Source organism: Arthrobacter sp. P1_B9, assembly GCF_056406495.1.
Genome location: NZ_JBFUAA010000001.1, coordinates 203,895 through 227,826 on the forward strand (window position 1 = coordinate 203,895; position 23,932 = coordinate 227,826).

General features: G+C 68.0%; 23 protein-coding genes. 17 read left to right on the forward strand and 6 right to left on the reverse strand.

Features of this window, described 5'->3' with window-relative positions; all coding sequences use genetic code 11:
- Positions 1-47 precede the first annotated feature (47 nt).
- From atpD to AC1D1A_RS00905, 5 genes are read left to right on the forward strand one after another with little or no spacing between them, the layout of a single operon-like run.
- Positions 48-1,502, forward strand: coding sequence for a F0F1 ATP synthase subunit beta (gene atpD / locus AC1D1A_RS00885; RefSeq protein WP_018775710.1), 1,455 nt, complete (start codon positions 48-50; stop codon positions 1,500-1,502).
- Between the two features lies 1 nt (position 1,503).
- On the forward strand, positions 1,504-1,788 hold the full coding sequence (locus AC1D1A_RS00890; RefSeq protein ID WP_018775711.1) for a F0F1 ATP synthase subunit epsilon: 285 nt from the start codon (positions 1,504-1,506) through the stop codon (positions 1,786-1,788).
- Between the two features lie 10 nt (positions 1,789-1,798).
- Positions 1,799-2,230 (forward strand): DUF2550 domain-containing protein, encoded by a 432-nt coding sequence (locus AC1D1A_RS00895; RefSeq protein WP_223916017.1) that lies wholly within the window; start codon positions 1,799-1,801, stop codon positions 2,228-2,230.
- Positions 2,231-2,235: 5 nt separating this feature from the next.
- On the forward strand, positions 2,236-3,645 hold the full coding sequence (locus AC1D1A_RS00900; RefSeq protein ID WP_476946925.1) for an alpha/beta hydrolase: 1,410 nt from the start codon (positions 2,236-2,238) through the stop codon (positions 3,643-3,645).
- Complete coding sequence (locus AC1D1A_RS00905; RefSeq protein ID WP_476887885.1) at positions 3,642-6,260, forward strand: bifunctional lysylphosphatidylglycerol flippase/synthetase MprF; 2,619 nt, start codon at positions 3,642-3,644, stop codon at positions 6,258-6,260. The genes AC1D1A_RS00900 and AC1D1A_RS00905 overlap by 4 nt, the downstream gene beginning before the upstream one ends.
- Positions 6,261-6,440: 180 nt before the next feature.
- On the opposite strand, the gene AC1D1A_RS00910 is transcribed toward AC1D1A_RS00905, so the two are convergent.
- Both AC1D1A_RS00910 and nucS read right to left on the reverse strand, forming a co-directional pair.
- Complete coding sequence (locus AC1D1A_RS00910; RefSeq protein ID WP_011692441.1) at positions 6,441-6,644, reverse strand: cold-shock protein; 204 nt, start codon at positions 6,642-6,644, stop codon at positions 6,441-6,443.
- Positions 6,645-6,933: 289 nt separating this feature from the next.
- Positions 6,934-7,629 carry an endonuclease NucS gene (gene nucS, locus AC1D1A_RS00915; RefSeq protein ID WP_026266819.1) on the reverse strand — a complete coding sequence of 232 codons (696 nt, stop codon included), beginning with the start codon at positions 7,627-7,629 and terminating at the stop codon, positions 6,934-6,936.
- Between the two features lie 81 nt (positions 7,630-7,710).
- Here nucS and AC1D1A_RS00920 point away from each other — a divergent pair, with 81 nt between their 5' ends.
- Together AC1D1A_RS00920 and AC1D1A_RS00925 are read left to right on the forward strand one after the other, a co-directional pair.
- Complete coding sequence (locus AC1D1A_RS00920) at positions 7,711-8,082, forward strand: ATP/GTP-binding protein (protein ID WP_476848852.1); 372 nt, start codon at positions 7,711-7,713, stop codon at positions 8,080-8,082.
- A 10-nt stretch (positions 8,083-8,092) separates the two neighbouring features.
- The gene (locus AC1D1A_RS00925; protein WP_476946926.1) at positions 8,093-8,902 is read left to right on the forward strand and encodes an alpha/beta hydrolase; all 810 of its coding nucleotides are present in this window, start codon (positions 8,093-8,095) and stop codon (positions 8,900-8,902) included.
- Positions 8,903-9,010: 108 nt separating this feature from the next.
- On the opposite strand, the gene AC1D1A_RS00930 is transcribed toward AC1D1A_RS00925, so the two are convergent.
- On the reverse strand, positions 9,011-10,327 hold the full coding sequence (locus tag AC1D1A_RS00930) for an AI-2E family transporter (protein ID WP_374706739.1): 1,317 nt from the start codon (positions 10,325-10,327) through the stop codon (positions 9,011-9,013).
- A gap of 193 nt (positions 10,328-10,520) precedes the next feature.
- On the opposite strand from AC1D1A_RS00930, the gene AC1D1A_RS00935 reads away from it, so the two are divergent.
- The 8 genes from AC1D1A_RS00935 (at position 10,521) to AC1D1A_RS00970 (ending at position 20,376) form a co-directional block, all read left to right on the forward strand.
- On the forward strand, positions 10,521-12,440 hold the full coding sequence (locus tag AC1D1A_RS00935) for a hypothetical protein (protein WP_476931240.1): 1,920 nt from the start codon (positions 10,521-10,523) through the stop codon (positions 12,438-12,440).
- 56 nt (positions 12,441-12,496) lie between these two features.
- A complete protein-coding gene (locus tag AC1D1A_RS00940; RefSeq protein WP_476946927.1) occupies positions 12,497-13,534 on the forward strand; it encodes a co-chaperone YbbN in 1,038 nt (345 codons plus the stop codon).
- Positions 13,534-14,634 carry an NADH:flavin oxidoreductase/NADH oxidase gene (locus AC1D1A_RS00945; protein ID WP_230008676.1) on the forward strand — a complete coding sequence of 367 codons (1,101 nt, stop codon included), beginning with the start codon at positions 13,534-13,536 and terminating at the stop codon, positions 14,632-14,634. The genes AC1D1A_RS00940 and AC1D1A_RS00945 overlap by 1 nt, the downstream gene beginning before the upstream one ends.
- Positions 14,635-14,771: 137 nt before the next feature.
- Entirely contained in the window at positions 14,772-15,602 is an 831-nt protein-coding gene (locus AC1D1A_RS00950) for an ABC transporter ATP-binding protein (RefSeq protein ID WP_476858825.1), read from the forward strand.
- Positions 15,584-17,155, forward strand: a complete 1,572-nt coding sequence (locus AC1D1A_RS00955) for a transporter (protein ID WP_476946928.1) — start codon at positions 15,584-15,586, stop codon at positions 17,153-17,155. The genes AC1D1A_RS00950 and AC1D1A_RS00955 overlap by 19 nt, the downstream gene beginning before the upstream one ends.
- 59 nt (positions 17,156-17,214) lie before the next feature.
- Positions 17,215-17,997 (forward strand): glucosamine-6-phosphate deaminase, encoded by a 783-nt coding sequence (gene nagB, locus AC1D1A_RS00960; protein ID WP_230008509.1) that lies wholly within the window; start codon positions 17,215-17,217, stop codon positions 17,995-17,997.
- 60 nt (positions 17,998-18,057) lie between these two features.
- Positions 18,058-18,375: a DUF3039 domain-containing protein gene (locus AC1D1A_RS00965; RefSeq protein ID WP_476946929.1), complete on the forward strand. Its 318-nt coding sequence runs from the start codon at positions 18,058-18,060 to the stop codon at positions 18,373-18,375.
- Between the two features lie 213 nt (positions 18,376-18,588).
- Complete coding sequence (locus AC1D1A_RS00970) at positions 18,589-20,376, forward strand: DEAD/DEAH box helicase (protein ID WP_476946930.1); 1,788 nt, start codon at positions 18,589-18,591, stop codon at positions 20,374-20,376.
- Positions 20,377-20,533: 157 nt separating this feature from the next.
- Here the strand turns inward: AC1D1A_RS00970 and AC1D1A_RS00975 are convergent, their stop codons facing one another.
- The 3 genes from AC1D1A_RS00975 to AC1D1A_RS00985 form a co-directional block, all read right to left on the reverse strand.
- Positions 20,534-20,881 carry a hypothetical protein gene (locus tag AC1D1A_RS00975; RefSeq protein WP_223915998.1) on the reverse strand — a complete coding sequence of 116 codons (348 nt, stop codon included), beginning with the start codon at positions 20,879-20,881 and terminating at the stop codon, positions 20,534-20,536.
- Positions 20,882-20,956: 75 nt separating this feature from the next.
- Positions 20,957-21,646: an isochorismatase family protein gene (locus AC1D1A_RS00980; protein WP_476946931.1), complete on the reverse strand. Its 690-nt coding sequence runs from the start codon at positions 21,644-21,646 to the stop codon at positions 20,957-20,959.
- A complete protein-coding gene (locus tag AC1D1A_RS00985; protein WP_476858822.1) occupies positions 21,647-22,975 on the reverse strand; it encodes a nicotinate phosphoribosyltransferase in 1,329 nt (442 codons plus the stop codon).
- Between the two features lie 37 nt (positions 22,976-23,012).
- Here AC1D1A_RS00985 and clpS point away from each other — a divergent pair, with 37 nt between their 5' ends.
- A complete protein-coding gene (gene clpS / locus AC1D1A_RS00990) occupies positions 23,013-23,378 on the forward strand; it encodes an ATP-dependent Clp protease adapter ClpS (RefSeq protein ID WP_459385189.1) in 366 nt (121 codons plus the stop codon).
- Positions 23,371-23,931 (forward strand): DUF2017 domain-containing protein, encoded by a 561-nt coding sequence (locus AC1D1A_RS00995; protein WP_223915995.1) that lies wholly within the window; start codon positions 23,371-23,373, stop codon positions 23,929-23,931. Before clpS ends, AC1D1A_RS00995 begins: the two co-directional genes overlap by 8 nt.
- The last annotated feature ends 1 nt before the right edge of the window (position 23,932 follow it).

Genomic DNA, 23,932 nt, shown 5'->3' on the forward strand with positions numbered 1-23,932 from the left:
AAAAGATAAACTTAACCCCACGCCATCTACTGAGTGAAGTGAGAGAGATGACTGCCACTGCTACCGATCACGTAGCCGCAACGTCCGGTGCTACCGGTCGTATTGCACGTGTTATTGGCCCGGTTGTCGACGTCGAATTCCCGGCTGACGCAATCCCCTCGATTTACAACGCACTCACCACCGAGATCACTCTCAACGGTGAGACCCGAACCATCACGTTCGAGGTTGCCCTGCACCTGGGTGACAACCTGATCCGTGCCATCTCCCTCCAGGCCACCGACGGACTTGTCCGCGGTACCAACGTGGTGGACACCGGTGCCCCGATCTCCGTGCCCGTGGGCGACGGCGTCAAGGGCCACATCTTCAACGTGCTGGGCCAGCCCCTCGACGTTGCCGAGTCCGAACTCCAGATCAGCGAACGCTGGCCTATCCACCGCAAGGCTCCGGCCTTCGCGACCCTGGAAGGCTCCACCGAGATGCTGGAAACCGGCATCAAGGTGATCGACCTCCTCACCCCGTACATCAAGGGTGGCAAGATCGGCCTGTTCGGTGGTGCCGGAGTCGGCAAGACCGTGCTGATCCAGGAAATGATCACCCGTGTTGCCCGCAACTTCGGCGGCACCTCGGTGTTCGCCGGTGTCGGCGAGCGTACCCGTGAAGGTAACGACCTCTGGGTCGAAATGGAAGAGGCCGGCGTCCTCAAGGACACCGCCCTTGTGTTCGGCCAGATGGACGAGCCGCCGGGAACGCGTCTGCGCGTTGCACTGTCCGCCCTGACCATGGCGGAGTACTTCCGCGATGTGCAGAACCAGGACGTGCTGCTCTTCATCGACAACATCTTCCGCTTCACCCAGGCAGGCTCCGAGGTTTCCACCCTCCTCGGCCGCATGCCGTCGGCCGTGGGCTACCAGCCCAACCTGGCTGACGAGATGGGCCTCCTCCAGGAGCGCATCACGTCCACCAAGGGCCACTCCATCACCTCGATGCAGGCCATCTACGTTCCCGCAGATGACTACACCGACCCGGCTCCGGCCACGACCTTCGCACACCTCGACGCGACCACGGAACTTTCCCGTGAAATCGCTTCCCGTGGTCTGTACCCGGCCGTTGACCCGCTGACGTCGACCTCACGCATCCTGGATCCGCAGTACATCGGCCACGACCACTACAACACGGCCGTCCGCGTCAAGCAGATCCTGCAGAAGAACAAGGAACTTCAGGACATCATCGCCATCCTTGGCGTTGACGAACTCTCTGAAGAAGACAAGATCGTCGTGTCCCGTGCACGCCGCATCCAGCAGTTCCTCTCGCAGAACACCTACACCGCCAAGCAGTTCACCGGCGTCGAGGGCTCCACCGTGTCCATCAAGGACACTGTGGAAGGCTTCACCGCTATCTGCGACGGCGACCTTGACCACGTTGCAGAGCAGGCGTTCTTCAACGTCGGTGGCTTGGACGACGTCGAGCGCCAGTGGGCCAAGATCCAGGAACAGACCAAGTAATATGGCTGAGCTTGAGGTTGAGATTGTCGCAGCGGACCACTTTGTGTGGTCCGGAGCGGCCAAGATGGTCAAGGCCCGCACCAGCGATGGTGAAATCGGAATCCTGCCCGGCCACTCGCCCCTGCTGGCGATTCTGGCCGAAGGTGAACTGGCAATCGAGCCGGTATCCGGTGACCGCATCGCTGTAGTTGTTGACGGGGGATTCTTCTCTGTCGACAACAACAGGGTGGTCATTGTTGCTGACAACGCCCAAATGGGCGAAGCGGCTACTGCGGGGATCCGCTAGCACGACCTTGATGAACGATATTGGTTTGCCGTTCATCGTCCTGGCAACTGCGTTTGGGTTGCTGGTATTTGCACTGTGCCTTTCGGGGGTGCGCCGCTTCAATCTGCGGCGCGCCCTGGGCACGGTGGACGCCTCCATCTGCACGGCTGGAAACAGCTGGCAGATGGGGGTTTGTCGTTATCAGGACAACGACCTCGAATGGTTCCGCCTGGTCTCACTCAGCGTCCGCCCCAAGCACACCTTCCGGCGCAGTTCGCTGGAGCTGCTTGGCCGGCGCAAGCCGACCGAATCCGAGCTCCTCAAGGTCCAGCCCGACGCCGTCATCGTGGAGCTCCGCTACGAGGGCCAGCAGGTCCTCCTGGCCATGCGATTCGATGCCTACACAGGGTTGTCATCCTGGCTTGAGGCCGGACCCGTCATCGGCGTCGGCACCTGGCGCTAGCCCCGGTGGACTACCTCGATGGCCTTAGCCTGGTCGACGGCCCGGTGGTGTGGATCGTGTGGGCAGCCGCCGCGGCGGGCCTGGCCTACCTCCTGACTCACGTTGCCCTCCGGCACACGGGTTTCCGGCGCACGGGCCGCCGCGCTCCCGGCGCGGCCGTGGCCGTCGCGGCTGTCATGACCCTGCTCGCCGCGGCGCTCGTCGCGGCCGTGCACTGGTTCCTGCTCTACGCCGTCACCGTCTTCCCTGCCGAACTGCCGTGGGAGACCCTGGCCTGGTCCGTTGCCGGCGTCCTCGCCCTGCTGCTGTGGCTCATGCGCCTGCTTGGACTCTGGGGCCGCGGACGGACCGGCACTAATCCGACCGGCACTAATCCGACCGGTACTAATCCGGGCCGTAGCCGTCGCTGGCGTTCAGGCGCAGCAGCCACGGCCGCCTTCCTGGCCGTCCTCGCGCTGTCCGCCGTCCAGATCAACATCTACTTCGGCCTGAACCACACTGTCGGCGACCTCACCGGAGCGGCCGCAGCCTGGATCCAGCCGCTCGAGGCCGGCCTGACGCGCGCCGCCGGCGCCCCTGCCGCCACCGGGCTCACCAACTGGCAGGCGCCGGACCACCTTCCCGACGGCGTCATCCGCAAGGCGGTCATCCCGGGCACCGTCTCCGGCTTCCAGAGCCGGGACGCCTACGTCTATCTCCCTCCGGCCTACCTGGGTTCCCCCCGGCCTGCGCTGCCGGTGCTGGTCCTCTTTTCCGGCCAGCCGGGCGGTCCTGCCGACTGGCTGACTGGCGGCGCACTCCGGAGCCGGCTCGACCGGTTCGCCGCGGAGCACGCCGGGGTGGCGCCCGTAACGGTGGTGGTCGATCCCAACGGCTCGGCGTCGGGAAACACGCTGTGCATGGACAGCCGGATTGCCCAGGCGGACACCTTCCTGGCGCGGGACGTTCCGGACTGGATCAAGCGCACGCTCGACGTTGACCCGGATCCCCGCCGGTGGGCCGCGGGCGGTTTCTCCTTCGGCGGCACGTGCGCCATGCAGATGGTCACGAGGCATCCCGGCGTCTACAGCGCGGCGCTGGCCTTCTCCAGCGAGGAGGAGCCGGCCCTCGCGAAGGTGCGGGCCAAGACCATTGAGGCCTCCTTCGGCGCCGACGCCGCGGCCTTCGACCAGCTGACCCCGCTGCGCGTCATGGCGGAACACCGCTTCGACGGCCACGGCGTGTATTTCGCCGCCGGAGACCGCGATCCGCAGTTCACCGGCTACATGGACGTGCTCTCCGAGGCGGCACGCCGTGCCGGGTTCAGCGTTGAAACACACCGGATCGCCAACGCTGGGCACTCCTGGGACGTGGCATCCGGCGGCCTTCCCGGCGGCCTGGACTTCCTGGCCCGACGCTGGGGGATCGCGCCATGAGCCAGGCCAAGACCGGGAGTAACCGGACCGCGGCGGGCCCAGGGCCGGAGATCCCGCCGTTGCAGGGTGTCTGGCGCCAGGGCTTGCGCCGGACGCTGGCGCACTTCCGTGCCGTACCCTTCACGCTGGCGGTCCTCGCGGCCTTCCTCGGTGTCGGGGCCGTGACGGGCAGCTTCCTGTCGGGCCCGCCCGACGCCCTGTTGCCTGTAGCGTCCGTCAACGCTTCGGGGCTGAAAGCGGGGCATTGGTGGTCCTTGTTCACCTCGCTGTTCTTCGCCACCAACCTGCTGGCCTACCTGGCCGCATCACTGATGATCCTCCTGCTTCTGGGTCTCGCTGAACGGCATCTGGGGACCCTGCGGACGGCCGTATTCTTCTTTGTAGGCCAGTTCGCTGCTGTGACGGTGTTCCTGCTGGTTACCCAGCTGGCCCGGTATATCGGCGACGGCTGGCTGGGGCTCATGGTCAACGCCCGGCTGATTGGCCCCTACGCCGCCGTCCTGGCCGTGGCCCTGGCCGCCAGCGGCCTGCTGCCCACGCTGTGGCAACGCAGGCTGCGGACCGCCGGCCTGTCCGCGTCCCTGCTGCTGGTGCTCTACGTCGGGCATCCGGAGACAGTGGTTGGGCTCGCCGGTGCCCTTGCCGGCCTGGCCGCGGGCTGGTGGATCCAGGGCGACCGGGGGACCCTGCACCGGCACCGTTCAACCGGACGCGAGACCCGCAACCTGCTGGCCCTCACGGTCGCGATCTTCGCGGTGGGGCCGATCCTCACGGCCGCCGTCAGCAGCCCCACCGGGCCCCTGGCCCTGTTGCGCGACGTCGTGCTGAACCCGCTGCCCACGCTGGGCCAGCTGGAGGAAAACTGCGGCGGGACGGTGGACGTCAGCTGCCTGGAGGCCGGCCGCGCCGGACTCGCCGGTCCGCTGGGCCTTGCGCTGGCGGTTGTCCCGGTGGTCCTGCTGTTGATCTGTGCGGACGGCATGCGGCAGGGCCGCCGCCTGGCCCTGCGGATCGCGATCATCGTCCAGCTTGGCGTGACAGCCCTGGCCGCCGTGTACCTGGCCCTGTTCGCCCGGATTCCGCACTACGCCAGCCAGCCGCACACGGCCGTGATGGGCTCCGGCTTCGTCCGCGTCCTTCCGCTCGTGGCCGTCCCGTTGCTGCTCGTTGTGCTGCTCTGGCTTAACCGCCGGCAGTTCCGGGTCGAGACTGCTCCGCGGGCCAGGCGGATCCTGGGCATCGTGGTCGGGGGCACGTGGCTGGTGCTCGCCGGGGCCTATTCGGTGGCCTGGCTCGCCGCCGGCGGGATGGACCGCGACGGGGGAGTGCTGGGCCTCGCGGCGGAACTCGCCCGGCAGTACCTGCCGCTGCCCATTCCGGGCGCCTACAGCCGGTTGTTCCAGAACCGCAACGCCGTCGAGTCATTTCTGTTCGCCTATGCCGGCATCATCTTCTGGGGGGTGGCCCTGGCGGCGGTCTGGCTGGTGCTGCGGCGGCGGCTGCACGGTACCGGACACAGCACCGACGTCGGCTCCGGGGACCGGGACACGGCCCGTGACCTGATCCGCCAAGGCGGGGACTCACTGTCCTGGATGGCGCTCTGGGAACCGAACAAATACTGGTTTACGCCGGACCGGCGCGGCGGCGTGGCCTATCAGCAGCACGGCAACGTGGCCCTGACGCTGGCGGGCCCGTTCGGATCCGCTGCCCTCCACGAGGAGACCGCGGCGGGTTTCATGCGCTACTGCGCCGAACACGCCCTGATCCCGTGTTTCTACTCCTGCACCGCCGGCCTCTGGCCGATGCTCCGGGCCCGCGGATTCCGCCGCGTGGCCGTGGCCCAGGAAACCAGGCTCGCCGTGCGCGAACTCGAGTTCAAGGGCAAGGAATGGCAAAACGTCCGCACCGCCCTGAACCGTGCCGCGAAGACCGGTGTCCAGGCCGTATGGGGGCGCTACAGCGAATTCCCGGCCCCGCTGCGGACCCAGCTCAGCGAGGTCTCCGAAGAATGGGCGGCGCAAAAGCACGTGCCGGAGATGGGCTTCACGCTCGGCAGCATCGACGAGCTCGACGACGACGAGGTGCTGTGCTGCCTGGCGGTGGACGCTTCCGGACGCGTGCAGGGCGTTACGAGCTGGCTGCCGGTGTACGCGGACGGACAGCTCGTGAGCTGGACCCTGGACTTCATGCGCCGGCGCGGCGACGCGTTCCCCGGTGTCATGGAGTTCCTCATTGCTTCCGCCGTGCTGGAGCTCAAGCGCACGGTTGAGGTGATCTCCCTGTCCGGCTCGCCGCTGGCGAAGGACCGTGACGGAGACAGTGCCGGCGGCGGCGACTCCGGAGGCGATTCCGGCAGCGACTCCGGCGGCAGCGACGCCGGGCCGGAGGGGCTGGCCGGGATCCTGGACGTGGTGGGCAGGGCCCTGGAACCCGTCTACGGCTTCCGCTCGCTGGCAACCTTCAAGTCGCGTTTCAAACCGGACTACCGCACGCTGTACCTCTACTACCAGGATCCGTTGCAATTGCCGGCGATGGGCCGGGCCCTGAGCCGCGCGTACCTTCCCGGGTTGTCCGTCCGGCAAAGTGCCCGCCTGCTGCGCACTTTGGTGCGTTAGGCAGGGCCCGGCGGGTTAGTGCCCGGGGTTAGTGCGGAATTCGGCTGAAGAATGCATCCGGGCCAATGCGGACAAGCTGAAACGCCGCGCCCAAGAATGCACAAAAAAATGATCCCCGGCACAAATGCCGGGGATCATTCCTGGTGCCGGAAATGCCCTAAAGCACTTCCCGACGGCAGACTAGACCAGCGTTACGCCGGTGGCCTGGGGGCCCTTGGCGCCCTGGCCGATCTCGAACTGAACACGCTGGTTCTCGTCGAGGGTCTTGAAGCCACCGGTCTGGATCTCGGAGTAGTGAACGAAGACATCGCCATCGGAGTCATCCGGGGTGATGAAGCCGAAGCCCTTTTCTGCGTTGAACCACTTGACGGTTCCCTGAGCCATTTGTTTCTCCTCATTGTGGATCTTGAATAAATCCGGCGCACTTCGCACCGGACTTGGTCACTCTGCGAGAAGAACCTTTGGCAACGGAACCGGATTCACGGACCGTGGCGGCAGGAGCTTCACGCTCGCAACATGTCTTGCGAGCATGAAAAAACACCTACACAAAGACTCGTATAAGAATTTCATGACACTTGCGTCAGGTCAACGGGCGAACGGAAGAATTGCATAAAAATTGTGCAAAGAACGTCTTAACGCGAATCGCCGCCACGGAAAGCCTGCCGCGGGGTGCTTAGAAGAGCCGGGATTCGCTGTCGTCAACGCCGCGCATGGCGTCGTAGTCCAGGGTCACGCAGTCGATTCCGCGGTCCTTGGCGAGGACCTTGGCCTGCGGCTTGATCTGCTGGGCTGCGAAGATTCCCCGGACCGGGGCCAGCAGCGGGTCCCGGTTCAGCAGTTCCAGGTACCGGGTGAGCTGCTCGACGCCGTCGATGTCGCCCCGGCGCTTGAGCTCAATGGCCACGGTGGCGCCGTCCGCGTCCCGGGCCAGGATGTCCACGGGGCCGATCGCGGTGAAGTACTCCCGGCGGATCAGCGAGAACCCGGTGCCCAGCAGTTCGATCTGGGCGGCCAGGAGCCGCTGGAGGTCCGCCTCGACGCCGTCCTTGATCAGGCCGGGGTCCTGGCCCAGTTCGTGGGAGGTATCGTGCAGCTGCTCGTGGATGTTGATGATGAGCCGGTCATCGGTCTTGGCCGACTGGACCGTCCACTGTTCGACGACGCCGACCTCGACGTCGACCTCATCCGGTGTGGAGACCCGCAGGGACGCAGGAGGGCTCATCCAGTTCAGCGGCTTGTAGGACCCGCCGTCGGAATGGACCAGGACCGAACCGTCGGCCTTGACCAGCAACAGCCTGGTGGCCAGCGGCAGGTGGGCTTTGAGGCGGCCGACGTAATCAACGGAGCAGCGGGCTATGACTAAACGCACCCGGTCAACTCTACCGCCTGCGCGGGCGGCGGCTTGGCGGGGCGGCAATGAGCGGCAGCCGGACTGGGGCAGAATGGAGGCATGCCCCGTTCCAACCGACCCCGCCGCGCCGGTTCTGCGAAGACAGGCTCCGGCAAGGGCACAGTGCCCGGAAAGAGCAAAGCCGCCGGAGCCAAGCACGGCCCGGCGCCGGAACTTGACCTGGAGCGCGCCCGCTCGGGTTTCGCCCGCCGCGAGAGCGCACCGGACGGCGAATGGATGGTCCGCCCCATCACCGCGGGCCGCGCCGAGAAGACCTACATCTGCCCTGGCTGCTCCACCGCCGTGCTGCCGGGAATCGCCCACCTGGTGGTCTGGTCCGAGGACCACCTCTTTGGCGCCGCCGCGGGTCTCGCCGAGCGGCGCCACTGGCACAGCAACTGCTGGACTTCGCGGAGCTACCGGTATCGCTAAGCTGGTCAGCATGAGCTTTGATCCCGCGTCCTACGTCTTCACCCAGCCCTCTGCTCCCACTGCCATCCGTGCCTCCACGGTCCTGCCGGCCCGCCGCGAGAACGTCGAACTCCGCACGTCGGACGGGCACCGGCTGGTGGGCGAGCTCGCCGTCCCGGAAACCGGCGGAATCAAGGCAACACTCATCACGCTGCACCCGCTGCCGACGCACGGCGGCTTCATGGATTCGCACGTCTACCGCAAGGCCTCCTACCGGCTGCCCGCCCTCGCGGGAATCGCCGTCCTGCGCTTCAACACACGCGGCACCTCATCGCCGCGGGGAACCAGCGGGGGAGCCTTCGAGGAAGGCATAGGCGAGCGTCTCGACGTCGAGGCCGCGGTGCAGTTCGCCGTGGACCGCGGCCTGCCGAACCGGTGGCTGGTCGGCTGGTCCTTCGGCACCGAGCTGGCCCTGATGTACGGCGCCGCCGAGCCCGTCGCCTCGGAAATCGAGGGGGCTGTGCTGCTCTCGCCCCCGCTGCACCGGGCCACAGACGTGCACCTGAAGGAATGGGCCGAGGCCGGCAAGCCGCTGAAGGTCCTGGTCCCCGAGCACGACGACTACCTGCAGCCGGCGGCTGCGGCCGCGAGGTTCGCGCTGGTGCCGCAGGCGCAGGTGGTGGGGGTCGACGGCGCCAAACACCTGTGGGTGGGGGAGAAGTACGCCGGGCGGGTTCTCAACGAAATCGTGGACGAGGTCATCCCCGGCGGCGCCACAGGCGGTGCCGAAACGGTGCTGCCGCAGGAATGGGACGGGCCGGTCGCCACGGCACACGCCTGAGCCGCCAACGGCGCAAAAAGAGAAAATCGCACTGAAACAGGACAGCCGCACCGTGGACCACGGTGCGGCTGTCCTGTCTCAGTGCGAAAACCCGACAGGGGAGCCCCGTCAGCGGCTGTCCTGGCGCGCGATGAGGATTTCCTTGACCAGCAGCATGATGGCCGCCGCAGTGGGAATGGCGATCAAGGCTCCGAGGACGCCCAGGAGGCTGCCGCCGGCGATCACGGAGATGACGGCGACGGCGCCGGGGACCGCCACGGCCTTCTGCATGATCCGCGGAGAGATGAAGTAGGCCTCGAACTGGAGGTACGCGAAATAGCAGATAGCGAAGACGAGCGCGGTCTGCCAGCCGGCGGTTAGGGCAACGAGCGTCACCAGGCACCCGGCAATCATGCCGCCCACGAGGGGGATGAAGGCCAGCAGGGCCACCACGAACGCCAGCAGCGTTGCAAAAGGCACTCCGATGATCGACATCACAATGAACGCGAACGTCGCGTTCAGCACTGCCACGGCGGCCTGGCCGATCACGTAGTTGCCGACCGAACCGGTGATTTCCTCGGACAGGGCTTCTACCCGGGCCCGCCGTGAGCGCGGCGCGAGCCGGTAGCCCCATTTCTTCATCGCAGGGAGGGCGCCGAGGAAGTACAGGCTCAGGACCAGCACGATCAGTGCGCCGAAGATCCCGTTTGCCACGGTGGAGCCGAAGCCCACAACGCCGCCGAAGATGCCGCCCATGGCGTCCGGGTTGTTGACGAACTTCTCCAGCTCCTGGCTGATGCGGTCCCGGATGCCGAACTGGCTGTCAATGCTCCGGAAGAAGTCCGAGTCAATGAAGTCCTGGACCCACTTGGGCGCCTGCTGCACGATCTGCGTCACCTGCTGCACGATCGTGGGGATCAGGGTGGCGAAAAATGCGGCGACGCCCAGTGCCAGGGTGGACACGGACAGGAGGATGCCGGCGGCGCGGGGGACATTCCGGTGTTCGAGCCACCGCACTACCGGGTCCAGGCCGAGGGTGATGAAGAGCGCCGTGATGATCCACAAAAGCAGCTGCGTCGTATTTGATCCGATCCAGTAGACCAGGAGGGCGAAGCCGACGCCGACCGTGCCCATGAAGCCCATGTACAAGGGGTGCTGGGCCGACATGCGCGGACCGGGACTGCCGAAGCGGGCATCGGCCGCGGACGTCTCCGCGTCCCCGGCCTCATGCTCCGGGGGCATCTCGAAGCGGATTCTCGGCTGGGCTCCGGGCAGGGGCTGGCGCAGGCGCCGGGCCGCGGACAGAAGGACATTTGCCGCGGCAATCCGGGGCCGGGAGGTTGTAGGCCGGGGACTGGAAACGGGTTGTTCGGGGCCGGGTTCCTGGCTGTCGGATTCCTGCGCTTCTTCTGGTCCGGCGGAGGACGAATCCGTATGTTCAGTCACTGCGTTAAATGCCCTTAATTCCTTGCTGCGCCACACTGGCGGCACTGGTGTGATGATCACCGCAAACACTATCAGCAGGCTTGTCACCAGAGGGGAAGAACGCCCCCGGGGGCACCGCCGCCGGGGGCCGTCCGGGTCCCCGATCTGACTCGCGGGTAACAAAATGGTTACTATTGAAGCTAACTGTCCGCTGATGATAGGTAGTATTTTGCGTTTCAAGACTGCAGTCGCCCTGGTGCTGCTTGGCCTCCTGACACTCCTGGCCGGGATTGGCCAGAAGACGTTCTGGGCTCCCCCGGAGACGATTACGGCCACCGCTCCGACCGGCACCGCCGCGCCGCTGACCGTCTTCGACCAGAAGCTGAAGACTCTGCACCCCGGGACCGTGAAGATCACGGTCAAGGGTGAAGGGGCCTTCTTGCTGGCCGCGGGACGCCCGGACGACGTCGACGCCTGGGTGGGTAAGACGGCCCACAACACCGTCGCCGGCGTCTCCGAGGACGGCAAGGCGCTGCAGCTGACGCATACCGACGGCGAAGCTACCGCGCCGTCGCCCGCCGGATCGGATCTTTGGGTCACCACCGAGAACGCCACCGGCGAAATGGACTACTCGTGGAACGCGCCGGCCGACGGCGACTGGTCGCTGCTCCTCGCCGCGGACGGCACCAAGCCCGCCCCGGGCTCTATCACGATGACTTTCCCGAACGACACCTCCACGCCCTGGGCCATTCCGCTCATGGTGCTCGGCGGCCTGCTGATCATTGCCGGCGGGGCGCTGCTGGTCCTCAAGCCGAAGTCAGGCAACCGCACCGGGGGCGGCACCGGCGGCGGCAGCACGTTCGCCCGCCGCGCGCAGGCCAAGGCCGCGGCACGCCGCGGGGACAACGGCTCGACGGAAAGCACCCAGGATCCTGCCGCACCCGGCACCCCCGCACCCGAAACTGCACCGCAGCCGGCCACGCCGGAGAAAACAGGCCCGGAAAAAACAGCGCCGGAGAAAGCAGCAGCCGGCCAGAAGAAGGGCTCCGGCACGGTGCGCCGTTCCGGCATCGTGGTGGCAGTGCTGACCGCCGCCGCCGTCGCCGGAACGTCAGTGGCCGCCCAGGCCAGCCAGACGCCCGCGCCGCCGCCCAGTGCTCCGGCCTCCGGTGCCCCGGCCTCCAGTGCTCCCGCCTCCGGTGCCCCGGCCTCCGACGCCGCGACCCCGGGCAGTGAGGGCCAGACCGGCGACGCGCCGGTGCTGCTGGACGCGCAGTTCCGCCGCGTCCTGGAACAGGTTGCCGGTGCCGTCGATGCAGGAGACGCTGCCAAGGACGCCGCCAAGCTGGCGCCGCGGGTGGCCAAGTCCGAGCTCCAGGTGCGCACACAGAACTACAAGATCCGCTCGCAGGTCGGTTCCTACGAGGCCCGCATGCCTGTCCGCTCCACCAAGCTGCTGACCACCGTGGTCACTAACAAGCGCAGCTGGCCGCGCTCGGTCATGGCCGTGACGCAGGGCGAGGGCAACGTCGTCCCGCAGCTGCTGACCTTGACCCAGGACTCCCCGCGGGATAACTACAAGCTGGTCAGCAGCACCCCGCTGCAGCCGGGTGCCACCTTCCCGGGGATCGGCCGGGCCGGTACGGAGACGCTGGCGCCCGCGGACAAGACCGGGCTCGCGTACAGCGGCGACGAAGCCCTCGCCGGGCTCGGTGACCGCCTGACCAAGGCCGACTCCACCTTCAAGGACAAGCTCGTCGAAGGCCAGTCCTCCCCGTACATCGCGGACACCCTCGCCTACCAGGCCGACGTCGTCAAATCAGGCGTCAACGGCACCTTCGCCTTCACGCACAAGGCGGCGGCGGACAACACTGTCGTGTTCCGAACCGCTGACGGCGGGGCCTTGGTCCTGGGACGGCTGAACTTCTCGTTCGACGGCACTCCGAAGGCTGACGGGGACAAGCTCACCATCGGCGACGACGCGGCCGCCCTGGCTGGCGGCAAGGAGACCAGCACCGGCATGGTGCTGGACTTCGCAGAGTCCGTGGCTGTCTATGTTCCGCCGGCCGGTTCCACGGACCCGATGAAGCTCGTGGCCGCCACCCGCGGCCTGGTCGGGGCGTCCTTCAAGTAGCCTTCGCCGGCGGGCATGGTGGCGCCGGGCGGGACTTCAATGGCTAGAGTGGAGCTATGACTACGCCAGCTTCCCGCCCGGTCCCGCCAGTTGCCGCCAGCCCGCTGAACCTGCGCGGCGCCGTCGATCTCTCCGCCCTGAAACAGCGGCCGGCACCGAGTTCTCCGGGACCTTCCCGTCCCGGCGCCGCAGCCCCCGGCCCGGCGGGGTCCGCCGGTTCTGCCGGTGCCCCGGCGGCCCCGGCATCCGGCCCGGCCGACCACGCGGGCCGGCCGTTGCGCGTGGATGTGACCGAGGGCAACTTCCAGGAGCTCGTGGACCTCTCGGCCCAGGTGCCTGTGGTGATCGCGCTCTGGGCCTCCTATTCGCCAGGCTCCGGCCAGCTGGTGGACGTCCTTGAAGGCATCGTCGAGAGCTACGACGGCCGGCTGGTCCTCGGGGCCGCGGACATCGACGTGTTCCCGGAACTTGCCCAGGCGTTCCAGGTGCAGGCCGTGCCGACCGCCGTCGCGGTGGTCAAAGGCCAGCCCGTGCCGCTCTTCCAGGGAGGCGCGGACGAACAGCAGGTACGCAGCCTGTTCGATGAACTTCTCAAGGTCGCGGCCACCAACGGCGTGACCGGACGGATCGGCGCCGGCGGCCCGGTTGGCGCGGAACCGGAGGCGCCGCCGCTGCCGCCGCTGCACCAGGCGGCGTTCGATGCGATCGAGGCCGGCGACTACGCGGCCGCGGCCGCCGCCTACCGGCAGGCCCTGAACGAGATGCCCGCCGACGCGGAGGCCAAGGCCGGCCTGGCGCAGGTGGAACTGATGGATCGCCTGCAGGCCCTCTCCGGGCCCGAGGCAGATGCCCTGCGCCGGCTCGCGGCCGACGAACCGGACAACCTAGAGGCCCAGCTCGGGGTTGCGGACCTGGATATCGCCGGCGGCCACATCGAGGACGGCCTTGGCCGGATCGTGACGTTCATTGGCCGCAACTTCGGCCCGGAACGGGAGACCGCCCGGGTCCGGCTGCTTGAACTCTTCGACGTCGTCGGCACCGGCGACGAGCGCGTCGCCAAGGCCCGCCAGGGGCTGGCCCGGGTGCTGTTCTAGTGGGATCGGCACTCTTTGCGCCGCTGGATCTAAGGTCACTGCGGCTGCAGCACCGTGGCTGGGTGTCCCCGATGTGCCAGTACAGCTGCGACCCCGAAACGGGCGAGGGCGTGCCCACAGACTGGCACCTGATGCATCTGGGCTCCTTTGCCACCGGGGGAGCGGCCCTGGTCCTCACCGAGGCCAACGCCGTCAACGCCGCGGGCAGGATCAGCCCCCGCGACGCCGGACTCTACAACGACGACCAGGCCGCGGCTTGGGAACGCATCACCGCCTTCGTGCACCGCCACGGCACCGCGGAGACCAAGATCGGCACCCAGCTGGCGCACGCCGGCCGGAAAGCGTCCTCCTACTGGCCGTTCTCCGGCAAGGTGGGCAGCGTGCCGGCGTCCGAGGGCGGCTGGGACACCGTGGGTCCTGGCACCGGCGCATTCGACGGCTACGCGCCGCCGTCGGCCATGACGGAAGCGCAGATCGACGGCGTGATCGCCGATTTCGCCGCGTCCGCCGTGCGGGCCGTCGATGCCGGGTTCGACACGATCGAAATCCATGGCGCGCACGGCTACCTGCTGCACCAGTTCCAAAGCCCGCTGGTCAACGACCGCACGGACCGCTGGGGCGGGGACGAGGCGGGCCGGAACCGATTGACGCTTGCCGTGGTGGACGCCGTCCGCGCGGTCATCCCGGACTCCATGCCCCTGCTGCTGCGGATCTCGGCCTCGGACTGGGCGCCGGGCGGGATCGAGGCCGACGCCTCGGTCCGGATGGCCGCGGCCGCCGCCGAGCGCGGAGTGGACCTGGTGGACGTTTCCAGCGGCGGGGCCGTGGCCCACCAGCAGATTCCCGTAGGCCCCGGCTACCAGACCGGGTTCTCCGCACGGATCCGGCGCGAAACCGGGGTCAGGACCGGCACGGTGGGACTCCTGACGTCCGCCGGGCAGGCCGAGCACGCGGTGGCCACCGGCCAGGCGGACGGCGTGTTCATCGCCCGTGCCGCCCTGCGGGATCCGCACTGGTGGCTGCGGGCCGCGTTTGAGCTCGGCCATGACCTCGCGTGGCCGCCGCAGTACGAGCGCGCCATGCCCCGGCATTCGTTCTAGAACCGGCATCCATTCCAGAACCGGCATTCATTCCAGAACCGGCATTTATTCCAGAAACAGCTGCGCGGTTCCCGCGAGTGAAAACGTACGCCTTGCGGACTATCCTTTTCGCGCCGTCCGGCGGTTAGTCTGGCGTCATGACATTCCAACCCCCTGGCCAGCAGGGACAGCCAGCCCCGCCCGGTCCGACTTCGCCGCCGGCGGCTGTCCTGCAGGTGCCTGCCCTGTCCCTGCTCGGCCTCGCCAAGCGCTTCGGCGACAAAATCGCCGTCGACGGCATCAGCCTGGACGTTCCGGCCGGCTCCTTCTACGGTGTGGTCGGGCCCAACGGGGCCGGCAAGACCACCACCTTGTCCATGGCGACCGGCCTGCTGCGCCCCGACTTCGGCACAGCGCTGGTCCACGGCGTCGACGTCTGGCAGCATCCGCTGGAGGCCAAGAAGCTGATGGGCATCCTGCCCGACGGCGTCCGGCTGTTCGACCGCCTCAGCGGTGAGCAGCTGGTCACCTACGCCGGCCTGCTGCGCGGGATGGACCGGGAGATGGTGGCGTCGCGGGTGGCGGAACTGCTCGCTGCCCTGGACCTGGCCAATGACGCCGGCACACTGGTGGTGGACTACTCCGCCGGCATGACCAAGAAGATCGCGCTGGCCTCGGCGCTGATCCACGCCCCGCGGCTGCTGGTCCTCGACGAGCCGTTCGAATCGGTGGACCCGATCTCCGCGGCGAACATCCGCGACATCCTGGACCGCTACGTTTCCTCGGGCGGAACGGTCATCGTCTCCAGCCACGTCATGGACCTGGTCCAGCGCATGTGCGACCACGTCGCCGTCGTCGCGGGCGGCCGGGTCCTGGCCGCCGGGACTGTGGAGGAAGTCCGCGCCGGCGCCAGCCTCGAGGACCGCTTCGTGCAGCTCGTGGGCGGCCGGAACCACGCGGAAGGGTTGGAATGGTTGCGCACCTTCTGAGGCTCAAGCTGACCCTGCTGCGCAACAGCGTCCGGCGCAGCCCGTGGCAGCTGGTGGGCCTCGGGATCGGCGCCCTGTATGCCCTGGGAATCGTGGCTGTTTGCGTTGCCGGGCTGTTCGTCCTGCGCGGGGTGGAGATTGAACTCGCCCAGACCGTGGTGGTCCTGGGCGGCGCCACGGCGCTGCTGGGCTGGGCCATCATTCCCGTCGCTGTCTCCGCCGCGGACCTGACGCTGGACCCTGCCCGGTTCACCACCTTTGCCGTGCCCATGCCGAAGCTGCTGGCCGGGCTGGCGCTCGGCGGCCTGATCGGCATACCGGGTCTCGCAACCTCACTCGTTGCGCTCGCCACGGTGGGCACCTGGTCCCGCAGCCTGCCGGCCGCAGCCGGCGCCCTCGTCGGTGCCGTGCTGGGCGTGCTGAGTTGCATCGTTCTCTCCAAGGTCGTGACCACGGCCACGGCCGGACTGGCAAGCTCCCGGCGCTTCAAGGACATCAGCTCCGTCGCCTTCCTCATCCCGCTCGTGCTCACGGGGCCCATTGTGGCGGGCATCGCGAGGGGAATCGCCGGTTCCGGCGATTTCCTGACCGGTCTGGCCCGGGCCCTGTCCTGGACGCCGGCCGGGGCGGCCTTCTCGCTCGGCGGCGAGTTGGCTGCCGGCAGCTACGCGGCCGCGGCCGTGAAATTCCTCATCGCCGCGGCCACCCTGGCGGGCCTGGCCCTGGCGTGGAAGCTCCTGCTGCAGCGCGCCCTGGTGACCCCGCCCTATGCCGGGACATCCAAGCGGCGGACCGGCGGCACGGGCCTGTTCGGGCTGCTCCCGGCGACACCGGCCGCCGCCGTCGCCGCGAGGTCCCTGTACTACTGGCTGCGCGATCCCCGCTACGCCGGCGCGCTCGTGGTCGTTCCGCTCCTGCCGGTGCTGTTCCTCTTCCAAGGCAGCCAGAGCGGGTTTTACGGCCCGTTCCAGTTCGTCGGGCCGCTGACGGCCTTCCTCCTGGCCTGGTCGATCTCCACCGATGTCTCCTATGACAGCACCGCCTTCGCCCTGCACGTGGCAACGGGGGTGCGCGGCGCCGACGACCGGCTCGGCCGTGCGCTGGCGTGCCTGAGCTTCGCGCTGCCGGTGGCGGTCCTCTTCAGTGTCGGGCCGTTCTTCTTCACCGGCGACTGGGACAAGCTGCCCGCGGTCCTGGGCCTCAGCCTCGGCGTCCTCTTCACCGGCCTGGGCCTGGCCTCGGTGATCTCGGCGCGCTACACCGTGAGCGTCCCGCTCCCGGGGGACAGCCCGTTCAAGAAGCCGCCGGGCAACGTGGCCCAGACCCTCGCCGTGCAGTTCGGCGGCATGGCCGTGCTGCTGGTCCTCGTGGCGCCCGAGGCGGCGCTCGTGGCCGCGCAGTTCATCACCGGCAGCTCCATGCCGGGCTGGATCACGCTGGCCCTCGGACCCGTGCTCGGTCTCACGCTCTTCGCCGTCGGTGTCCGGACCGGCGGAGCATGGCTGGACCGGCGGGCGCCGGAGCTGCTGGCACAACTGGCCGTCAACCGCTGACGGGTGCATGCTGGGAGTGCGCAGACTCGGACACCACGTAGGCCAGTAAAGGCAGGATCATGGAAGTTGTCATCCTTCCCGGCAGCAAACGGATCGCGTCGCTTGCCGCGGATGCGGTGGAAGCCCTTCTCCGCCGCAAGCCCGACGCCGTCCTGGGCCTGGCGACCGGTTCCACGCCCCTGCCGGTGTATGTCGAACTGGCGGCGCGGCACGAGCGCGCCGGACTGGATTTCAGCCGGGTCCGAGCCTTCGCCCTGGACGAGTACGTGGGGCTGCCGGCCGGCCACCCGGAGTCCTACCGCGAGGTGATCGCCCGCGAATTCACCGCACGGGTGAACATCAGTCCGGCCAACGTCCACGTGCCCGACGGCGCGGCGGCGGACATCCCCGCGGCCTGCCGGGCCTATGAAGACGCCATCCGCGACGCCGGGGGAGTGGACCTCCAGCTCCTCGGCGTCGGAACGGACGGCCACATCGGGTTCAACGAACCGGGCTCGTCGCTGGCGTCCCGGACGCGGATCAAGACCCTGATCGAGCAGACACGCCGGGACAACGCACGGTTTTTCGGCAGCCTGGCCGACGTGCCGCACCACGTCCTGACCCAAGGCCTGGGCACCATCCTGGATGCCCGCCACGTGATCCTGATCGCCACCGGTGCGCAAAAAGCCCAGGCCGTCCGGGACCTCGCGGAGGGCCCCGTCGCCGCCATCTGTGCGGCCTCCGTGCTGCAGTTGCACCCGCACGCCACCATCCTCCTGGACGAGGCGGCGGCGTCGTCGCTGCGGCTGGCGGATTACTACCGCCACAGCTACGACCACAAACCCGCCTGGCAGGGCCTCTAGGCCCCGCCGCCGGCACCCCGCAGGTCCGGCAGCGCCCTTCCAACGGCTAAGATGGGTGTCATGACTAGCATGACCGATCCTCTCGAAAACGATCCGATGCGCGAGCTCTCCGGAGCCGGGACGTCAACGGCCACGATCGAGCGCGAGGAACTGCGCCAGGAAGTTGAGCCCGGTGACCGGGAGCGCTTCTCGCACTACGTGCGCAAGGAAAGGATCATGGAATCCGCGCTGACCGGTGAACCGGTGATCGCGCTCTGCGGCAAGGTCTGGACTCCGGGCCGGGATCCGCAGAAGTTCCCCGTCTGCCCCGAATGCAAGGAAGTCTACGAGGGCCTGCGCCCCGGAAACGACGGCGGCAAGGGCTCCGGCGACAAGTAAGGGCAATCAACGGAACCAACAGGTTCCGTTAGCCGTCTTCGGACGGTGCTTCCCTATGGCGGCGCGTCGTCGCGCCCCTGATTTTCTGCTTTCCTGATTGCCGGTCCATGCTGTCCGGGTACTGCCTTACGGTCCATCCAAAAAGATTGGTGTTTTTGTGCTTAATTGGGTTTCTCCGTCGGCTGCAGCCATGCGCGGATGGAGGGCGCCTTAATGACGGAGACACTTTTCGGCGGACCCACGCTTCCCCCCGCCTATCCCGAGCGGGCCGCCTGGGGCACCGCCCCCAAGCTGCGCGCCTGGCAGCAGGAAGCGCTGGACAGCTACTTCAGCACCCACCCCAGGGATTTCCTCGCCGTCGCAACCCCCGGCGCGGGTAAGACCACCTTCGCCCTGCGCGTGGCGTCCATGCTCATCGATTCCGGGGTGGTCAACCGCGTGACCATCGTGGCGCCCACCGACCACCTCAAGCGCCAGTGGGCCGACGCCGCTGCCCGGGTGGGCATCGCGATCGACCCGAACTTCAAGAATGCCGACGGCCAGCACGGCCGCGGGTTCATAGGCGTCGCCGTGACCTATGCCCAGGTGGCCAGCAAGCCCATGCTGCACCGGGCCAAGACCGAAGCCGCCCGCACGCTGGTGATCCTGGACGAAATCCACCACGGCGGCGAGGCCCTGTCCTGGGGTGACGGCCTCCGTGAGGCGTTCGACCCGGCGGCCCGGCGGCTCTCCCTGACGGGCACCCCGTTCCGCTCGGACACCTCGCCCATCCCGTTCGTGGAGTACGCCGAGGACCGGGACGGGATCCGGCGCTCCAAGGCCGACTACACCTACGGCTACGGCAAGGCCCTGCGCGACCACGTGGTCCGCCCGGTGATGTTTATGGCGTACTCCGGCCAAATGCGCTGGCGCACCAGCGCGGGGGACGAGATGGCCGCCTCGCTCGGGGAGTCGGCCGTCACGAAGGACATCACATCCCAGGCCTGGCGCACCGCGCTGAACCCGGCCGGCGAATGGATCCCCGCCGTCCTGGCCGGCGCGGACAAACGCCTCAGCGAGGTCCGGCGCAGCGTCCCGGATGCCGGCGGCCTGGTCATTGCCACCGATCACGAGGACGCCCGCGCGTATGCCGGCCAGCTGAAGAAGATCACCGGCGAATCGCCCACCGTCATCCTCTCCGACGACGCCAAGGCCTCCAGCAAGATCGAGGAATTCACCGCCAGCGAGAAGCGCTGGATGGTGGCCGTCCGGATGGTCTCCGAAGGCGTGGACGTTCCGCGGCTGTCCGTCGGCGTCTACGCCACCTCGACCTCCACCCCGCTGTTCTTCGCCCAGGCCGTGGGGCGCTTCGTGCGTGCCCGCAAGCGCGGCGAGACGGCGTCGGTCTTCCTGCCCTCGGTGCCGCAGCTGATGGCCCTGGCCAACTCGATGGAGGCCGAGCGCGACCACGCCCTGGACCGCCCGGAGAAGGAAGACAGCGACGGCCTCTTCAATCCCGAGGATTCGCTCATGGACGAGGCGAACCGCGAGGAGAAGGCTTCCGATTCCCTGATGAAGGGCAAGTTCGAGGCCCTCGACTCCCAGGCGTCCTTTGACCGGGTGCTCTTCGACGGCGGCGAATTCGGCACCGGCGGCGAGGTGGGCTCGGAGGACGAGCTCGACTTCCTCGGGATCCCGGGCCTGCTGGACGCTGAACAGGTCGGCACGCTGTTGCGCCAGCGCCAGCACGAGCAGCTGAACCGGAAGAACAGGCGCTCCCCGCAGACTGAGGCAGCCGCGGCTGCGGCCCCGGCCGTGCCGGACCACCGGATGCTCATGGACCTGCGCACCGAGCTGGCCAAAAACGTCGCGGCCTGGTCGGCCCGCACCGGGACCCCGCACGGCGTCATCCACACCAAGCTCCGGACCGTCTGCGGCGGCCCGGCCGTCGCCCAGGCCAACGAGGAACAGCTGCAGACCCGTCTGCGCAAACTCCAGGACTGGTTCATCGGCCGGAAGTAGCCCCGCGCAGGGAGTCATGGGCACGGGGTTATGGCCCGGGGATTATGGGCTCAGAGGGTTATGGGCACAGTCCAATAGGCGCCGGGCAACAGCAGAGGGACCAGTTCACTGTGAACTGGTCCCTCTGCTGTTTACTCTGCTGTGAACTTTGCTTCGGCTACTGGCCGGCGCCGCAGACCTGGCCGTAGGTCTGGCCTGCCGCGGTGTAGTCGGCCTTCATGTCCTCGAGCTTGGCGGTGTCCGGGGAGGGCTTGGCCGATTCGTCGAAGTATTCGATGATGGTCTGCAGCGGGGCCCGGAGGTCCTCGGATGCCGCCGCCTTGATGGGCCGCAGCTGGTTGGCGACCCGGGTCATGCCGGTCTTGTCCGATGTGGCCGACTGGGCGGAGACCACGGTCTTGACCCGGGCGCAGGTTTCCTCGTTGGTCAGCTGCGGCGTGGCAGAGCAGCCGGCCGCGCCGAGCAGCGCTCCGGCGGCAATCAGGACGGTCAGGGTCTTCTTCATGGTGTACTCCGGGGTTCTACGGGTCTGTCAATATGGCAAGACTGGCGATGGGGCAAGGATTTCGAGTCTACTGGCTCAGAGGACATCGACGCCGCCGAGCTCCATCTCGGCCACGGCATCGTCCAGGTCTTCGGCAATGCCGACCGTCAGGCCGCGCAGCACCGTGACGGAGTAGCCGGCCTGGACGGCATCCAGGGCGGTCGCTTTGACGCAGTAGTCCGTGGCGATGCCCACCACCACAATGTCCTCGACGTCGTGGCTCTGCAGCCAGTCGTCCAGTCCGATCGCGTCCTCGCCAGCGGCGAAATCACTGCCGGCGAAGGAACTCACTGTGTTGTCGGAGTCTGCGGAGTCTCCGGAGTCTCCGGAGCCGGTAACGGGCATGGCGCCGGGCTGGCGGTCGCCGGTGGGGATTTCGTCCTCGGGGGCCAGCAGCCCTTCGAAGCCGGAGTACGCCGCGGCGAACTGGCCCTTGCGGAAGTACGCCTGGATGTGTTCGGGATCAAGATCGGGATGCAGTTCGGCCCCGCGGGTGCCCGCCACGCAGTGCCGCGGCCAGCTGTCCACGAGATCGGGTTTCTCCGAGAAGTGCTCACCCGGATCGATGTGCCAGTCCTGGGTGGCCACGACGTGGTCAAACTGGCCGTGGTGGGCGTCAACGTACTCGCTGATTTCCCCGGCCAGGCTTGCCCCGCCGGGGACGGCCAGGGCACCTCCCTCACAGAAATCGTTTTGGACGTCAACGATGATCAGGGCGCGGGACATTCAGTCCTCCTCGTAGATGGTGGGGATGGCCGCCTCGCCGCGCTGGAGCCGGTTGACCACCGCGGGAAGCTCCCGCATGGTTTCCGCGTGGCGCCGGCGCGCGCGCTGGACCCCCTCCGGGCCCGTCCACCCGGGGAGGAGCTCGCCGTTCTTGACGAACTGCTGCAGCAGCGGACGGTCGTTGCCGTCGTCCTCCGGGTGATGGCCGACGCCGACGATTTCGGCCGTGGCGGTCCCGCGCTCGTTGAGCTTGCGCAGCGCGTACTTCCGGCCGCCCTTGCTGGCCTTGTTCTTGGCGGCCTTGGCGACGGAGATGAAATCGCCGGCGTCGTCGGTGCGGCTGACGAGCTTGTAGACCATGCTCGCCGTCGGGGCCCCGGACCCGGTCACGAGCGAGGTGCCCACGCCGTAGGAGTCCACCGGCGCGGACGCCAGCGCCGCGATGGCGAATTCGTCGAGGTCTGAGGTCACCACGATCTTGGTGTGGTCGTTGCCGAGCTCGTCGAGCAGCCGGCGCACCCACTGGGCCTGGGCCACGAGGTCGCCCGAGTCCAGCCGGACAGCGCCCAGCTTGTCCCCGGCGAGATCGACGGCGGTGCGGACGGCCGTTTCGACGTCGTACGTGTCCACCAGCAGGGAGGTGTCCGGCCCAAAGGCGGCAATCTGGGCCTCGAAGGCCTCCCGCTCGGTGTCATGGAGGAGCGTGAAGGAATGGGCGGCCGTGCCCACCGTCTTCAGCCCGTAGCGCAATCCGGCCTCCAGGTTCGAGGTGCTGTCGAACCCGGCAATGACCGCGGCCCGGGCAGCGGCGGCCGCCGATTCCTCGTGCGTCCGGCGCGATCCCATTTCGATGCACGGGCGGGTCCCGGCCGCGGAGATCATCCGGGAGGCGGCAGAGGCGATGGCGCAGTCGTGGTTGAGCACGGAGAGCAGGTAGGTCTCCAGGATGCAGGCCTCGGCGAACGTGGACTCAACGATCAGCACGGGGGAGTTCGGAAAGTACGCCTCACCCTCCGGATAGCCCCAGATGTCGCCGGAAAAGCTGTAGCCGGCCAGGTAATCCAGTGTCTGGTCGTTGACCACCTTGGTCCGGCGAAGGTAGTCCAGTTCCGGCTCGCCGAAGCGGAAGTTCGCGATCCCCTCCAGCAGGCGGCCGGTGCCTGCCACGATGCCGTAGCGGCGCCCGTCCGGGAGCCGCCGGGCGAAGGCCTCGAAGACCGATTTGCGGTGCGCCGCGCCGGACTGCAGGGCGCCCTGCAGCATGGTCAGCTCGTAGTGGTCTGTGTACAGGGACGTGCGGGGACGGTCCCAGCCAGCGGAGGTACTCACAAATTCACTCTAGTGTGCATCCCCATAGAATGGACAGATGACCCTCAGCGTTGCGCTCGGCCCCGACACACGGGAGAGTACCCAGACCGGAACAGTGACGTCCGGCGACGTCCTGACCGCCCCGGACGTCCCCTGGAACCTCGTGATCTGGAACGATCCCGTGAACCTGATGAGCTATGTGAGCTATGTGTTCCGCAGCTATTTCGGCTACTCGGAGGCCAAGGCGAACAAGCTGATGATGGAAGTCCACAAGAAGGGCCGCTCGATCGTGGCGCACGGCAGCAAGGAACAGGTGGAGCAGCACGCCGTCGCGATGCATGGCTACGGACTCTGGGCGACGGTGGAAAAGGCCGCCGGCGGCAACGCCGGCGGTTCCGGCAAAGGCAAGGGAAAACGTGGCTAAGGCATTCAAGTACGGGCTCAAGGGCATCAAGGGCCATCTGGAGCCGGCCGAGCGGGAGCTGCTGCGCAGCCTTTTCGATGACGTCATCTCCATGCTGGAGCCGGAGCAGCGCGCCAACGAGGACCCGCTGGCGGCCCTGGTGGGTCTGGACACCGAAGCGCGCGAACCCTCGGACCGCGCCATGCGGCGGCTGTTGCCGAACGTGATGAAGAACGACGACGACGCCTCCCTGGAGTTCCGTCGTTACACCGAGCGGTCGCTGCGCGAAAGCAAGATCGGCGCGCTGAAGGCGGCCGCACTGAGCCTGGACCGGGACAACCTCGTCCTGACCCCGGACGACGCCCGGCACTGGGCCACCGCGCTCAACGATGTCCGGCTGGTGCTGGCCGAACGCCTCGACATCCGTGACGATGCCGACGCCGACAACATCCACCTCATGCAGGACTGGGCCCAGGCCGAGGACGTCGAAAGCTACCTGGCCCTGGTGTACAACTTCACCACGTGGCTGCAGGAGTCGCTGGTCCAGGCCATGGTGCACTCGCTCGATAGGTAGG